This is a genomic window from Achromobacter seleniivolatilans (assembly GCF_030864005.1).
Classification (GTDB): domain Bacteria; phylum Pseudomonadota; class Gammaproteobacteria; order Burkholderiales; family Burkholderiaceae_B; genus Achromobacter; species Achromobacter seleniivolatilans.
In genome coordinates, this window is sequence record NZ_CP132976.1 from 673,795 (window position 1) to 688,347 (window position 14,553).

The 14,553-nt window shown below is 61.1% G+C and carries 11 protein-coding genes; 4 read left to right on the plus strand and 7 right to left on the minus strand.

Features of this window, described 5'->3' with window-relative positions; translation table 11 throughout:
• The first annotated feature begins 95 nt into the window (after nt 1-95).
• Nucleotides 96-1,550 carry an RsmB/NOP family class I SAM-dependent RNA methyltransferase gene (locus tag RAS12_RS03020; RefSeq protein ID WP_306951286.1) on the plus strand — a complete coding sequence of 485 codons (1,455 nt, stop codon included), beginning with the start codon at nt 96-98 and terminating at the stop codon, nt 1,548-1,550.
• Between the two features lie 22 nt (nt 1,551-1,572).
• Here the strand turns inward: RAS12_RS03020 and RAS12_RS03025 are convergent, their stop codons facing one another.
• Nucleotides 1,573-1,968, minus strand: a complete 396-nt coding sequence (locus RAS12_RS03025) for a hypothetical protein (protein WP_306945018.1) — start codon at nt 1,966-1,968, stop codon at nt 1,573-1,575.
• Between the two features lie 358 nt (nt 1,969-2,326).
• On the opposite strand from RAS12_RS03025, the gene RAS12_RS03030 reads away from it, so the two are divergent.
• Genes RAS12_RS03030 through RAS12_RS03040 form a run of 3 tightly spaced genes read left to right on the plus strand, consistent with a single transcriptional unit; the run spans nt 2,327 to nt 6,137 of the window.
• Nucleotides 2,327-3,535, plus strand: coding sequence for a DesA family fatty acid desaturase (locus RAS12_RS03030; RefSeq protein ID WP_306945019.1), 1,209 nt, complete (start codon nt 2,327-2,329; stop codon nt 3,533-3,535).
• Complete coding sequence (locus tag RAS12_RS03035) at nt 3,532-5,826, plus strand: UvrD-helicase domain-containing protein (protein WP_306945020.1); 2,295 nt, start codon at nt 3,532-3,534, stop codon at nt 5,824-5,826. The genes RAS12_RS03030 and RAS12_RS03035 overlap by 4 nt, the downstream gene beginning before the upstream one ends.
• 5 nt (nt 5,827-5,831) lie before the next feature.
• Nucleotides 5,832-6,137, plus strand: a complete 306-nt coding sequence (locus RAS12_RS03040; protein ID WP_306945021.1) for a chorismate mutase — start codon at nt 5,832-5,834, stop codon at nt 6,135-6,137.
• A 66-nt stretch (nt 6,138-6,203) separates the two neighbouring features.
• Here RAS12_RS03040 and RAS12_RS03045 read toward each other — a convergent pair whose 3' ends face one another.
• From RAS12_RS03045 to prmB, 6 genes are all read right to left on the minus strand, one after another.
• Nucleotides 6,204-7,220 (minus strand): cytochrome-c peroxidase, encoded by a 1,017-nt coding sequence (locus RAS12_RS03045; protein WP_306945022.1) that lies wholly within the window; start codon nt 7,218-7,220, stop codon nt 6,204-6,206.
• A 164-nt stretch (nt 7,221-7,384) separates the two neighbouring features.
• On the minus strand, nt 7,385-9,940 hold the full coding sequence (locus RAS12_RS03050) for a TonB-dependent receptor plug domain-containing protein (protein ID WP_371321289.1): 2,556 nt from the start codon (nt 9,938-9,940) through the stop codon (nt 7,385-7,387).
• 239 nt (nt 9,941-10,179) lie between these two features.
• On the minus strand, nt 10,180-11,100 hold the full coding sequence (locus RAS12_RS03055; protein ID WP_306945024.1) for a FecR family protein: 921 nt from the start codon (nt 11,098-11,100) through the stop codon (nt 10,180-10,182).
• Nucleotides 11,100-11,588 (minus strand): RNA polymerase sigma factor, encoded by a 489-nt coding sequence (locus RAS12_RS03060; RefSeq protein WP_306945025.1) that lies wholly within the window; start codon nt 11,586-11,588, stop codon nt 11,100-11,102. The genes RAS12_RS03055 and RAS12_RS03060 overlap by 1 nt, the downstream gene beginning before the upstream one ends.
• 132 nt (nt 11,589-11,720) lie before the next feature.
• On the minus strand, nt 11,721-13,655 hold the full coding sequence (locus RAS12_RS03065) for an ABC-F family ATP-binding cassette domain-containing protein (protein WP_306945026.1): 1,935 nt from the start codon (nt 13,653-13,655) through the stop codon (nt 11,721-11,723).
• Nucleotides 13,652-14,548, minus strand: a complete 897-nt coding sequence (gene prmB / locus RAS12_RS03070; RefSeq protein WP_306945027.1) for a 50S ribosomal protein L3 N(5)-glutamine methyltransferase — start codon at nt 14,546-14,548, stop codon at nt 13,652-13,654. Before prmB ends, RAS12_RS03065 begins: the two co-directional genes overlap by 4 nt.
• Nucleotides 14,549-14,553 lie beyond the last annotated feature (5 nt).

Sequence of the window (14,553 nt, forward strand, 5' to 3'; positions counted from 1 at the left end):
GCGGCGAGGGTTCGTACGGCAATCGTGAACAAGCGCCCCAAAAGCCCGAGTTCAACCGTCCGCGCCAGTCATATGCGGCAATCCGCATCGACCAAGTGCAACGGGTCCTGGGCGAAATCCTGCAATGGACGTACCCGGCAGACTCTGCCTTGTCGCACTGGCTGCGCCACCACCCGAACCTGGGTGCGCGTGATCGCTCTGAAGTTGCCGAAGCCGTCTATGACGTGCTGCGCCATCTGCGCCGTTATCGCCAGTTCGGCGAAAGCGGTGTGGGCCCGGCATCCCGCCGTTTGGCCATTCTGGGCTTGAACGCGACCTTGGGTGCCCAAGCGCTGGAAGAGGGGCTGGATGCGGGCGAAGCTGAATGGCTCAAGCGTGTGTCGCAGATCGACCTGGCCACCTTGCCCCGCGCTGTACGCGGCAGCATCCCCGACTGGCTGGACGAGCGTCTGAGCGTCATGGAAAGCCCGGAAACGCTGGTCGAAGCGCTGAATCGCCAGGCCAGCCTGGATCTGCGCGTGAATCCGCTGAAGGCCGAACGCGATGCGATGCTGACTGAATTGCAGCAAAGCGCTGGCCGCTACGAACCCGTTGCCATGCCGTTCTCGCCGTGGGGCATCCGCATGGAAGGCCGTCCGGCCATCAATCGCTGGCCGCAATTTGAAAACGGCAGCATCGAAGTGCAGGACGAAGGCAGCCAGTTGCTGGCGCTGCTGGTTGCGCCGCGCCGTGGCGAAATGATCATCGATTTCTGCGCGGGTGCCGGCGGCAAGACCTTGTTGCTGGGCGCACTGATGCGTTCCACGGGCCGTTTGTATGCCTTTGACGTGTCGGCAGCCCGTTTGGCGCGCGCCAAGCCGCGCTTTGCGCGCAGTGGCCTGTCCAACGTCGTGCCCGTCGTGATTGACAGCGAAAACGATGCTCGCGTGAAGCGTCTGGCTGGCAAGGCCCAGCGCGTTCTGGTTGACGCCCCTTGCAGCGGAATCGGCACTTTGCGCCGTAATCCCGACCTGAAATGGCGCCAGCACCCGGAATCGCTGGCCGAGTTGGGCCGCTTGCAGGAACGCATCTTGAACAGCGCGTCGCGTTGCGTCGCGCCCGGCGGCCGTCTGGTTTACGCCACGTGCAGCTTGCTGGCGGAAGAAAACGAGGTGCAGGCCGAGCGGTTCCTGGCCAGCCACCCCGATTTCGAACGCGTGGACGCTGCCGAGATTCTGGCTGCCCGTTGCGAAAACCTGAATCTGGAAGGCCCCTACGTCCAGCTCCGTCCCGATTTGCACGGTACGGATGGCTTCTTTGCTGCCGTCTTTGAGCGCAAAAAGAAGGGTGCCGCCACGGATGCAACCGAAGCCGCCGAGGTGACGGATGCTGACGCTGACGCCGACATTGATGCCGACATCGATGCAGATGTGCAAGCCGATGCGCCGGAGCGCGATGAGGTTCAGGTGGAAACCCAAGCTGCCACGGCTGAAGTTGACGCCGCTGAAGCCGAAGCCGAGGCCGAAGCTGGCACCGAGGCCACCCCGGCCAAGGAAGCCAAGCCAGCGTAAAACGCCGTTGGCTCGCGCCAGCTCAAGGAGCTGGCGTGACGCCGACGGTAGCGCTGTAGCGGCGGGTGCCGATTGTCTTGTTCTGGTATTTCACTTCCCAGGATAAGACGTCGGAACCTGGCTGATTCGCCTGGTAGACGACTTGCGACACCGCCACGGCTTTGTAAGCGCAGCGGCCGGAATCGCTGGATTGGCCCCGCGTCTGCACAACGCTGGCGGTGCCCAGTTTAGGCATCACGGTAATCACCACGCGCGGCGCCCGGAGCGCCAGGCAGTCCGACCCCCTTATCTCGTAGTACGAAGCCAGCACGGCGACGTCGCCTGACTTCATGGTTTGCGCCAGAGCGGGCGTGATGGCCGTAAACCCGAGCAAAGCCAGGCCAGCACAAAAATAGGGACGGATTTTTTTCAGCAACATCAGTGGGGCAAAAGAGACAGTTTGGGCGGCAGTTGCGCGGAAAGTGTGCGCCAAGGTTATGGCGCGCTCAAGTCGATAGTCGCGCAGCTGACAGGAACTTTAGTACCGAAATGTAGCCAAAACCTGGTGCCATTGCGAATACCCCCCACGTATATGGGGTAGCCGGCCCAAGTGCCGTAAGTCCGTAAGGCTCGACCTCGCGTTCTGCCCGAAGTGATCGCGAGAGTGGTTTTCTGTGCTCAAAACTGGGGCTTAGTCCTTGATTTCGCTCAAAAACTATTTTGAAACTACCTTGTCATAAGACGGCAAAGGTAAGCTAAACTTCAGCTACTTCTCAAGCGAGGCTCATAACAGCTTTATGGATTACATCCTCTCCTTCATTGCCGGCGGTCTGACCCAAGCCACTTGGTGGCAGGTCGTCGTTTTCACTCTGGTTGTGACGCACATCACCATTGTTGCGGTCACGGTCTTTCTCCATCGCAGCCAAGCGCACCGCGGTCTGGATTTGCATCCTGCCGTCATGCACTTCTTCCGTTTCTGGCTCTGGATGACGACCGGCATGGTCACCAAGGAATGGGTTGCCATTCACCGCAAGCACCACGCCAAATGCGAAAAAGAAGGCGATCCCCATTCGCCGATGCTTTTCGGCATCTGGAAGGTACTGTTCCGCGGCGCGGAGCTGTATCGCGAAGAATCGAACAACAAGGAAACCATGGCCAAGTTCGGCCACGGCACGCCTGACGACTGGCTCGAACGCAACGTCTACACCAAGCGCAGCTTGTGGGGCGTTCTGACCATGTTGGCCATCGACCTCGCCTTGTTCGGCGCCATGGGCCTGACGGTCTGGGCCGTGCAAATGGCTTGGATTCCCTTCTGGGCAGCTGGCGTTGTGAACGGTATTGGCCACTATTGGGGCTACCGCAACTACAACAGCCCGGACACCAGCACCAACGTGTTCCCGTGGGGCATCGTGATTGGCGGCGAAGAACTGCACAACAATCACCACGCTCATGGCACGTCGGCTAAGTTTTCGGCCAAGTGGTACGAGTTCGACATCGGCTGGCTGTACATCAGCATCCTGAAGTTCCTTGGCCTGGCCAAGATCAAGAAGGTTGCTCCCAAGCTCAAGCTGGACGACACCCGCACCGGTATTGACCTGCGCACGCTGCAAGGCGTCATCACGCACCGCTACGAAGTCATGGCCCGCTATGCGGACGTGATCAAGAGCGCTGCCCGTGAAGAGTTGGCCAAGCTGAAGGATTCGCGTCAGGAAGGCAACGCTGACTGCGGCTACAACAAGCTGCACAAGGTGCGTCGCGCTATTCACCGCAACGAGGACATCCTCCAGCCGGAACAGCTCGAAGCCGTTGACAAGGCTATTGCTCAGAACAAGTCGCTGGCGACGCTGGTGCAAATGCGCCGCGAACTCGGCCGTATCTGGGAAAGCTCCAGCGCCAGCAGCGAACAGCTTCTTAACGATCTGCAGGCCTGGTGCCAGCGCGCCCAGCAAAGCGGCATCGCCGGGCTTGAGCAATTTGCTCAACGTCTGCGCCGCTACGCGGCATGATGCTAGAGAAGCTAAACCCTGAACAACGCGCCGCAGTAACGTTAGAACCACAGCACGCCCTGGTCTTGGCCGGGGCGGGCAGTGGGAAGACCCGGGTACTCACTACCCGCATGGCCTGGCTGATTCAAACCGGCCAGGCTTCGCCTTTTGGGCTTCTGGCGGTCACGTTCACCAATAAAGCTGCCCGCGAGATGCTGGCGCGTATGTCGGCCATTTTGCCGATCGATACGCGCGGCCTCTGGATCGGCACGTTCCACGGCCTGTGCAACCGCATGCTGCGCGCGCATCACCGCGACGCCGGCCTGCCGCAGAGCTTTCAAATCCTGGATGTCACTGACCAGCTTGCGGCGATCAAACGCCTCATGAAGGCCAACGGCGTCGACGATGAGAAATTTCCGCCACGCGATGTGCAGCGCTTCATCAATGGCGCCAAGGAAGAAGGCCTGCGTCCGCCGGATGTCGAGGCCTACGATGCCCATCGTCGCCGTCTGATCGAGGTCTACCAGCTCTACGAGGCCCAGTGCCAACGCGAGGGTGTGGTCGATTTTGCCGAGCTGTTGTTGCGCGCCTACGAACTGCTGTCGCGCAATGCACCGGTGCGCGAACACTATCAACGGCGTTTCCGCCACATTCTGGTCGACGAGTTCCAGGACACCAACACGCTGCAATACAAGTGGCTGCGTTTGTTGGCGGGCGGGGGCGCGGCCATCTTCGCCGTGGGCGATGATGACCAATCCATCTACGCATTCCGCGGCGCGAACGTTGGCAACATGGCTGACTTCGAGCGCGACTATGCGCACGGCACCGTCATCCGCCTTGAACAGAACTACCGTTCGTTCGGCCATATTCTGGATTCGGCCAATGCGTTGATCGGCCATAACACCGGTCGTCTAGGCAAGAATCTGTGGACTGACCAGGGCGAAGGCGAACCGGTGCGCGTCATCGAACAGCCGTCGGATGGCATGGAAGCGCAATGGATCGTGGACGAAATCCGTTCACTCATCCACGAAGGCAGCCTGCGCCGCGAAATCGCCGTGCTCTATCGCAGCAACGCGCAATCTCGCGTGCTCGAACATGCGATTTTCTCGGCCGGCATTCCGTACAAGGTGTATGGCGGCCTGCGCTTTTTCGAGCGTCAGGAAATCAAGCACGCGCTGGCCTATCTGCGCCTGATGGCCAATCCGCACGACGATACGTCGTGGATGCGGGTCGTTAATTTTCCGACGCGCGGCATTGGCGCGCGCACGCTGGAACAGCTGGCCGACGCGGCCCGTGCACACGACACAAGCCTCTATGGCGCGGTGGCGTTGGTGGCGGGCAAGGGCGGGTCCAATCTGGCTCAGTTTGCGCAGCTTATCCATCGCCTGATCGAAGAGACGCGCGACCTGCCGTTGCCGGAAGTGGTCGAGCACATGCTTGAGACCAGCGGTTTGAACGCGCACTACAAGGCCGAACGCGAAGGCGCCGAGCGGCTGGAAAACTTGAACGAATTGATCACGGCTGCGGCCGTGTTCGCTTCCGAAGAGAATTACGACGGCATGCCCGCTGGCGTGGTGCCCGAACAGGCCACCTCGTCGACGCTGATGCCGGGCGTGGTTGACGCGCCTATCGTGGCCTCGGATGGATTGACGCCGCTGGCGGGATTCCTGTCCCACGCAGCGTTGGAAGCCGGCGACAATCAGGCCCAACAGGGGCAAGACGCTGTCCAGCTGATGACGGTGCACGCCGCCAAGGGCCTGGAGTTCGACGCGGTATTCATTACCGGCCTGGAAGAAGGGCTGTTCCCGCACGAGAACAGCATTCTTGAAGCGTCCGGGCTGGAAGAAGAGCGGCGCCTTATGTATGTGGCGATTACCCGCGCGCGCCAACGTCTGTACATCAGCCTGGCGCAAAGCCGGATGCTGCACGGCCAGACCCGCTACGCCATGCGGTCCCGGTTCCTGGACGAAATTCCGGAAGAGCACCTGAAGTGGTTGTCGCCCAAGGCTGGGCTGGCGCCGGTCAGCAGTACAGGGGCCGGATGGGGCGGAGGCAATCGGGGCGATGCGTTTGGACGCAAGGCCACCAATACTATTGCGCCACGTCAACCGCGTGGCGTCGCCACCGGCGTCACCGTGGGCGACAAGCAGTATCGTGTAGGTCAGGGCGTGCATCATGCGCGGTTTGGCGATGGCACGATCATTGGTTTGAGCGGAGCAGGGCAGGACGCTCAGGCTGAAATCCAGTTCCGCGATGTGGGCGCCAAGACCTTGGCGCTGGGTATCGCCAAGCTTGATATTGTTCAGGGTTGAAAGACATGGCCAACAACGAGTCCCCGCAAGCCGAGTTAGCGTCCCTGCGCGCCGAGGTCGATGAAATCGATCAGCAGATCATGCTGCTGTTGGGTGTGAGATTCCGTTGCACCGACATGATCGGCGAACTGAAGACGAATCACGGCATGGACCTGGTCGATCCCAAGCGGGAATCCCAACAGGTCGAACGCATTCGCCGCTTGGCCGAAGAAGCGGGCGTGCCCGCCGCTTTGGCCGAAACGATCCTGCGTGAAGTGATCGACGTCGTGGTCGATCATCACACCCGCCTGCGCGAGCGCCCCTACTCGTAAAGTCCAGGCTGACGGCGCTCTGTGGCTTGCATTGCTCAAGCCACAGAGCGCCGTCTTTCTCGCTTATTACAAGACCTTCATGAACGCCAACAAGGCGTCGATGTCGTCTGCGCTTAAATCAAGCGGCTGGATGTGAACGGACTTGCGCGGCACATACGGGTCTGCTGCGTTCAGGCCGGTGGATTGGGCGGACGCCGCTTCCCGGCCCATGCCAGCGTTGTACATCCTTAGCAAGCCCTTCAAATCCGGGAACAGCCCGTTATGCATCCAGGGTCCGGCCAGCGACACGTTGCGCAGGCTGGGTGTGCGGAATTTGCCCAGATCTGCGGGATCGCGCGTGGCTTCAAAACGCCCCAGATCCTGATTGCGCCGGCCATAGAATGACAGCCCGATGTTGTGGAACTGGTGATCTGTAAGCAAGGGGCCGCTGTGGCAATTCATGCAGCGGGCCTGCGTACGAAATAGATGCAGACCCAGCAATTCCGTGTCGTTCAAGGCATTAGCACGGCCGGCCAGAAACGCATCGAATCGCGTGGGCTCGGGACGCAGGGTGGCTACATACGCAGCGAGCGCGCGGGACAGGCGATCGGCATCTACCGCCGAAGGATTTTCCGTCGCAGTCCCGAAGGCACGCATGAATTGCGCAGGATAGAAGGACGTATCCCGCAGCCGTGCCACGGCCCCCGCTGCGTCGTGATTCATTTCTCTGGGATCATGCAGCGGACCCATCACCTGCTCCTTCAGACTGCCGGCACGTCCATCCCAGAACAGCCTCGGTGCGAAGGGCGCGGCGTATAGCGGCGTGGAACGGCGCCGGCCCATCAGTTGATCTTCGCCTACGGCCAAGGGGCGGCCATCGGTGAAGGCGCGTTGTGGCAGATGGCAACTTGCACAGGACACTTGCCCCTTGCGCGACAAGCGGCTGTCGAAGAACAGTGTCTGCCCCAGCATCACAATGTCTGGCCGCGCGACGTCGGCAGCCAGCTCCTCTTGATTCACATTGGCAGCCGTCCACTGCAAGGGCGGACTGGACGCAGGCGGCACTGCCGCCCATTCCGTCCAGCTTACTCCGGGGTCCAACACGGGTGCAGGCCAAGCCGAAGCGGGCTGCGCATACTGCTGACGCAGGCAAGCAGCGTCCCAAGCCCCCTGTGCACGACATGCGGGCGTACCAGGATCGCGAGGCGCCGCGGGCAGGGCTTGTGCCATCGCGGAAGTTGCGCTTAGCACGAGCAGGACGCTGAATGTCAGAAGCGGTAGCCGACTTGCAGCCATAGCTCACGTCCCGATTGATAAGTGCTGCGGTTGGTTTTCAGATTCGGGTTGCTGGCCGTCACCGCCGGCATCCGGTTCAGCACGTTCAAGACTTCAACGGTGAATTCCAGATTGCGGGCAAACGTGGGCTGCCACAACAGCTTGGTGTCCCAGGTCCAATACGCGGGCACCTGGCCAGATTGATATCGGTCCAAGTAATAGGGCTTGGGCCCCACGCCTACATAAATCACGGCGTCGCGTTTGCTGCGCCAATTCAACATATTACTCCACGTCAGGCCTGTTTGAGGCCATGCGCCGATCAGGCTGAATGAGGCCGTCTGGGGCTGGTGAAACGAATTTGGCGGCAGGTCGATCGCGCGAATCTGCGAGCCGTTGTAGAGCACAAAGTCGCCAGGGTCACGGGCATCGCTGGTATAGCCTTCGACCAGATCTTTGTTGGTTTTGCGCTTCTGCCAGCTCCAGGACGCCTGCGCATTCCAGCGCGTTTGGCCCAGCCGCCACGGTTCCAGGGTGCGTAAAGTGAGGCTTACGCCATCCGTCGTGGATAACCCTTCGTTCGTGTATTGGTAGCCGCTTTGATCGGTGCCCGTCTTGGCCCATTGGTCACGGCCGTTGCGGTGTACGTAACTGACGACCCCTTCCATACCTGCGGCGCGCTGCCGCAGCGATACTGCCCATTCATCGTCGTAGGGCATGCGCAGACCTTTGTATTCGACGAAATACTCCTTGCCGCCGTTGGCCACGGGCTTGCCCTTGGCATCCAGCACTTGCCGGCGCAGGCGGCTGATTTCCGCTTCCAAAGCGGTCTCAAGCACCTGAGAGCCGTAGTATCGCGACCAGCCTGCACTCAGCAGCGTGTCGCCGGACCCAAACATGTCCCAGTCCAGACGTGTTCGTGGCGACACATTGTTGTTGCCCAGGAATGTCTCGCGGTCATACCGCACGCCTGCGTCCAGCGCCAGCCGTTCCCATTCGATGCGATCGGAGAGGTACACGCTCATCATGTTGTAGTTCACGTCCACCGTGCCGGGCAGATAGCGGACTTTGCTGACGTCCTGATACGAGCCATCGCGGTTGATATTGCGGCGGTATGAATAGGATTCCTGGAACCGCTCAAATCCTGCATTCACCTGTTGCAGCTCCGCGCCCGCATAAGGAATATGCGTGAACACTCCAGTGCGTAGCGGCTCCAGGTCGATACGGCCTTTTAGCGTGTAGGTGTCTTGCTGCTTCTGTTCCTTGCCGAAGCCGCCTGCGGTATAGAGCGGCAGATTGAATGGCTTGAATGACACCAGCTCGTCGCCGTTGGATTCGCGGTTGCTTAAAGAGCGGTCCCATCCCGCCTGCAATGAAAACCGTCCGCCTTGGAACAAGTGATCTATGTTGGCGCTGATGCCGCGTGCTGCATGGTTGTTGTCCCAACGGGTATTGCGGAACAAATCACTGGCCAGCGTTTCGCTGCGGTCGCTGTATTTAAGCGTCAGGTCTGCCACCGTATCAGCGCTGGCGCGCACGCTGAACTTTCCCAGGAAGTTGTCGATACTGTCGCGATAAGTGGATTGACCCGGGGCGGCCAATCCCTTTTCATCCACGCCCATGTTCCAACGCGTGATGTCGGATTCGCGCCGCGACATGGCAATCACGGCGCCCGTCTTTTCATTGAAAGCAAAATCGCCCACAGCTGAATAGAAGCGCTTTTTCCATTCTGGCGAATATCCTGGCTTGCCTTGTGCCCAGCTGTTTTCTTCGCCATCGCCCACCTTCTGTTGCGTCATCTTGGACGTGTTCCAGCGGTAGTCCAGATTCAAGTGGTTCTCGCCGGAAAATCGCCTGAGTTTCGCGTCCACGACGCCACCCGTGAAGCGTCCATATTCCACGGGTACGAAACTATCGTGCACGCGTACCTCTTCCAGCAGGCTGGTATCCACAAAGTACGACTGCGGATTGCTGGGAATATTGCCCACCTGCAAATTCAAATTCTTGCTGGCAGGATCAATACGATTGGTCGCGTCCATGCCGTCGATCTGAAACAGGTTCTGATATGGACTGGAACCGTGGAAGGAAATGTCTTCGACGTTCAGCGATCCGCGGTTTTGTGAACTATTCGCGCCGGGGTTCGTGCGCACGGCTGGATGCGTCGCCACCAGCGAACTCAGATCCCTGTTCGATGTAGGCGTGTTGGCGATCTCTTCCTTCGTAAAGACGCGTTCACCCACCTGCTCGCCATACACCTTCACCGGGTCCAGCCGTGCCGCAGAAAACTGATTCGTCTTGTCGACATAGATGATGTAGCGGCCGGGCCCGTCACCCTTGAACGCCAGCCCGGAGCCGCGCAGCAACTGATCCAACGCGCCCAGCGGGGACAAGGTGCCGTGCAATGCGGGAGCGGTCTTGCCTGCGACCGTTGCCGGCACAAAAGAGATTTCAAGATTGGCTTGCTGGCCTAGCGCGAGCAGGGCGGCGCCCAGCGCTTGGGAGGGAATATCGAAGGCGATGGGCGTGGCGTGGGTTTGGGCCTGCGCCAACATGGGCGCGGTTAGCGTCAGCGCCGCGCACAGCGCAACGGCGGTGGCGGAAATAGGGCGGGCGCAAGCGCGAGGGCCAGAAACGCGGGAAGACATGCGTAAGTCCTAAGCAGTAATGTCAGCCGTAGGACGTACGCACACCTCAAACCCCTCACTGAAATCGTCATGAATAATTTATATCGATTCTCATTTACCGATTGATGCGGGGCCGTGTGACTTTGGGGCGAACAGGCATTGCCCGCTCAACGCAGAATCAGCAGGCCCGGCAGATTGGTTACGCGTACTGGTGTTTGCGCCAATAGCAGTTCCAGCGCGCGCTGAGGATCAGCCACATTGGCGGTACCGGACACCCGTTGGGCCTTGGCTGCATCGCTCATCACCAGGATGGTTTTGCCGGTGTAGCGCGCCAGCTCGTCCGCCGCGGATTGCAGCGGGACATCGTCAAAGCTGAGTAAGCCTCGCGACCAGCCGGGCGTGGCTGCGCCAGCCTGCGTTTGGCGCGTGATGCCTGCTGCGGACACGTCAACGGCTTCGCCAGCCGACAACGTCGCGTGCTGCGCCTCTGTGCAAGGCAGGCAGCCTACTTCGACCTGATGCTCCAACACCGATACACGCGTTTTGCCTTCCAGACGTTCCACTGTGTAGCGGGTGCCCAAAGCGGTCGCGGTGGCGTCCCCTGTGACCACTGAGAACGCTGCCATGCCTGGCTGCCGCGGCACTGGCTCAAACAGGGCTCGGCCCGCCAGTAAACGGACTTCGCGGCGGCCGTCTGCAAAGTTAAGCGCCAGCGCGCTATGGGCGTCCAGTACAACGATGGAACCGTCGGGCAGCGAAATCTGGCGCAGGCTGGCAGTGGTCAGATAGTCGGCCTGTAGTTCAGGGCGGGTGGAACCGAACCAGCCAGCGAAGGTGGCCGCAAGCAGTGTCAGCATGACGGTGGCGCGCAGCTTGCGGGCAGGGCGTTTGGCGAGCTTGCCCCGATCGATCTCACCCATCCGGCGCCACAGGCGCGATAGGCGGTCGTAGGCGGCGGCGTGGCGTGCATCCGCGCGATGCCAGGCTTCGAACGCGGCGTGCGCGTCGTCGTCCAGGTGCTGGCCGCTTTTCAGGATGACCCAACGCGAGGCTTCTTCGGTGGGATCGGCGGGGAAAGGTTGGGCCATCAGTCTGCCAGCGCCTGGTCGCAGGCCAGCAGGATGCGCATCATGTGTTTTTCCACGGCGCTGACCGAGATCGCAAAGCGTTCGGCAATAGCGCGGTACGTCAGGCCTTCGTGGCGATGCAGGACGAAGACGTCCAGACTGCGGCGCGGTTGGGATAGCAGGGCAGCTTCAAGCCGTCGCAGCAATTGATGGGCGCTTGCCACATCAAATGTGTCTGCGGCATGCGCAGTGGGCAGGGCGGCGGCATAGTCGGCTGTGGCTGTCAGTTCGCGGCTACGGCGGCGGTGCCAGTCGGTTGCAATGTTGGCTGCGACCCGGAATACATAGGCGCGGTCATTGTCGGGCCGGGTGCGATCCTTGAACTCCGCGAGTTTGATCCAGGTGTCCTGGGCACAATCTTGAGCCACGTCTCGCGAGCCTGTGCGCATCGACAGAAAGCCCAGCAGTTCGCGGTAATGGCGGAGAAATACGTCCGTAAGCGTCGACATATCGCTGGCGTCGTGCGCCAGATAGAGTCAAATTCGCGACGAAGTATAAATGATAATGGTTATTATTACTAGATAAGGGCCAGGAGCCAGGGGCAAGCGAGCAACGGGCCTGCCCGCTACTCGCTCGGTGGGCTACGCTTCGCTCTGATCGATTTCTTCCAGCGATCCCTGAAGCTCCAGCCACTGCTCTTCCAGCTCGTCGATACGCTTACCGTGTTCGCCATGTTCGGCCATGACTTTTTGGCGTTCGGTGCGGCGCGCATCCGAGTACAGATCCGGGTCGGCAATAATCGCGTCCAGCGCATGCAGCTTGACGCGCAGCTTCTCCATTTCGGTTTCGACCTTGGCTACCTTCGCTTCCAGCGGCTTGCGTAAGGCCGACAGGCGTTGACGCTGCTCGGCCTCGGCCCGGCGTTGCGCCTTGCGATCGACCACGGGTTCGCTGCCATCGGCATTTTCGCGCGCGGCCTCGGCGCGTTCGCCTGCGTTGCGTGCAGCGAGCCAGTCGCGGTAATCCTCCAGGTCGCCGTCGAACTCGCTTACCTTGCCGTCCGCCACGATCCAGAAACTGTCCACCGTGGTGCGCAGCAGGTGGCGATCGTGCGACACCAGCAGCATGCTGCCGCCAAAGTCCGCCAACGCCGTGGCTAGCGCTTCCCGCGTTTCCACGTCCAAGTGGTTGCTTGGTTCGTCCAGCAACAGCAGGTTGGGCTTTTGCCAGACGATCAAAGACAGCGCCAAGCGCGCTTTTTCGCCGCCAGACATCGGGCCTACCTTGCTGGTGACGGTGTCACCAGAAAAGCCGAAGCCGCCCAGATAGTTACGCAGTTCTTGCTCGCGGGTTTCAGGCGCCAGGCGGGCCAGGTGCGCGATCGGGGTGCTGTCCACGTCCAGCATGTCCAGCTGATGCTGATGGAAGTAGCCGATGGCCAGCCCGCGGGAGGCGCGGCGTTCTCCGGCTTGCACGGGGATCTCTTCGGCCAGCGTCTTGATCAGCGTGCTCTTGCCGGCGCCGTTGGCGCCCAGCACGCCTACACGGCTGCCTGCGCGCACCATCAAGGTCACGTCGCGCAGAATGGGCACCGCGTTGCCGTCTGCATCGGTGTAGCCGGCCGACAGATGCTCCAGCGTCAGCAACGGGTCGGGCACCTGGTCCGGCGATGGGATGCGGATGTCGATGCCAGCCTCGGCCTGCAAGGGCGCGAGCACTTGCATGCGGGCCAGTGCCTTGACGCGGCTCTGTGCTTGTTTAGCCTTGGACGCTTTGGCTTTGAAACGGTCAATAAAACCTTGCAGACGGGCGGATTCGCGAGTCTGGCGTTCATAGGCGATATTCGTTTGGCGCAGGCGCTCGGCGCGTTGCGTCAGAAAGTCGCCATAGCCGCCGCGGTAGCGGACGAGCTTTGCATGGTCGAAATGCAAAATGGATTTGGCTACCGCGTCCAGGAACTCGGTGTCGTGGGAGATCAGCATGACGGTGCCCGGATAGGCGCCCAGCCATTTCTCCAGCCACAACATGGCGTCCAGATCCAAGTGGTTGGTGGGTTCGTCCAGCAGCAACAGTTCGGACGGCGCCATCAGCGCGCTGGCTAGCGCCAGACGCATGCGCCATCCGCCGGAAAAGCTTTCAACCGGCTGCATCCATTCATTGGGCTTGAAACCCAGACCCGCCAGCAGTTGCTCGGCGCGCGAAGCTGCGCTCCAGGCGCCAGCTTCTACCAGCGCGGCTTCTACTTCCGCGATCTGCGTGCCCTGATCGTCCGTCAGTTCAGCGCGGCGCGCTTGCAATTCGCGCAGGTGAGTATCGCCGTCGATCACGAATTCGCGGGCAGGGCGCTCGTCGGCATCAAGTTCCTGTTTAACGCTGGCGATACGCCAGCCGGCAGGTAGAGCGACAGTGCCGGCGTCCAGGTCCAATGCGCCTGTCAGGAGCGCGAACAGCGAGGACTTGCCGGCGCCGTTCTTGCCCACGATGCCCACGCGCTCCCCCGGATGCACGACGAATTCTGCGTTGTCCAACAGCACTTTCGTGCCTCGGCGCAGGGTCAATCCAGTAGCGCGTATCACAGGCTGAGTTGCTCGCGGGTAAGCAGCAGAAGCTGGTCCGATGCCTCTTCCGTATCCAGCCACACGGGTGACAGATGCGGGAAGGCGGCTTCAAAGAAATCGCGTTCATGGCCGATTTCCAACACGATCACGCCGTCTTGCGTCAGGTAGCGCGGCGCGGCTTCCAGAATGCGCCGCACCAGATCCATGCCGTCCTCGCCGCCGGCCAGCGCCAACTGCGGTTCATGCAGGTATTCCTGCGGCAACACGTTCATGGAGCCACTGTTGACGTAAGGCGGGTTGCAGATGATCACGTCGTATTGGCGCGCTGGCAGACCGTCAAACAGATTGCTTTCGTGCAGATCCAGGCGGTCAGCCAGGCCGTAGTCGTCCACGTTGCGGCGGGCGACTTCCAGCGCGTCCGGCGACACATCCACCGCGTCCACATGGGCGTGGGGAAAGGCCATGGCGGACAGAATAGCCAGGCAGCCAGAACCCGTACACATATCCAGCACGTTTTCAACCGCGAAAGCGTCCTGAACCCAGGGCGACAAGCCCTGGTCCAGCAATTCTGCGATGGGCGAGCGCGGCACGATGACGCGTTGATCCACGTAGAAGCGATGGCCGCGCAGCCAGGCCTCGTTGGTCAGATAGGCGGCAGGAAGACGCTCGGTCACGCGCCGTTCCAGCAAGTCCAGCACGCGGTCGCGCTCTTCACGCACCACGCGGGCGTCCAGGAACGGTTCCAGCGTGTCCAGCGGCAGATGCAGGGCGTGCAGCGTCAGATAGACCGCTTCGTCCCAGGCGTTGTCGCTGCCATGCCCCAGCGCCACCTGGGCGCCGTTCAGCCGCGACACTCCATAACGGATAAGGTCGCGCAGGGTAAGCAATTCTTGACGGGCGGATTGATACATGTAGG

Excerpts from the sequence above, each read along its gene's own strand:
- RAS12_RS03025 (WP_306945018.1), bottom strand. The coding sequence starts at position 1,968 with ATGTTGCTGAAAAAAATCCGTCCCTATTTTTGTGCTGGCCTGGCTTTG.
- RAS12_RS03030 (WP_306945019.1), top strand. The coding sequence starts at position 2,327 with ATGGATTACATCCTCTCCTTCATTGCCGGCGGTCTGACCCAAGCCACT.
- RAS12_RS03035 (WP_306945020.1), top strand. The coding sequence starts at position 3,532 with ATGATGCTAGAGAAGCTAAACCCTGAACAACGCGCCGCAGTAACGTTA.
- RAS12_RS03040 (WP_306945021.1), top strand. The coding sequence starts at position 5,832 with ATGGCCAACAACGAGTCCCCGCAAGCCGAGTTAGCGTCCCTGCGCGCC.
- RAS12_RS03050 (WP_371321289.1), bottom strand. The coding sequence starts at position 9,940 with ATGTTGGCGCAGGCCCAAACCCACGCCACGCCCATCGCCTTCGATATT.
- RAS12_RS03055 (WP_306945024.1), bottom strand. The coding sequence starts at position 11,100 with ATGGCCCAACCTTTCCCCGCCGATCCCACCGAAGAAGCCTCGCGTTGG.
- RAS12_RS03060 (WP_306945025.1), bottom strand. The coding sequence starts at position 11,588 with ATGTCGACGCTTACGGACGTATTTCTCCGCCATTACCGCGAACTGCTG.
- prmB (WP_306945027.1), bottom strand. The coding sequence starts at position 14,548 with ATGTATCAATCCGCCCGTCAAGAATTGCTTACCCTGCGCGACCTTATC.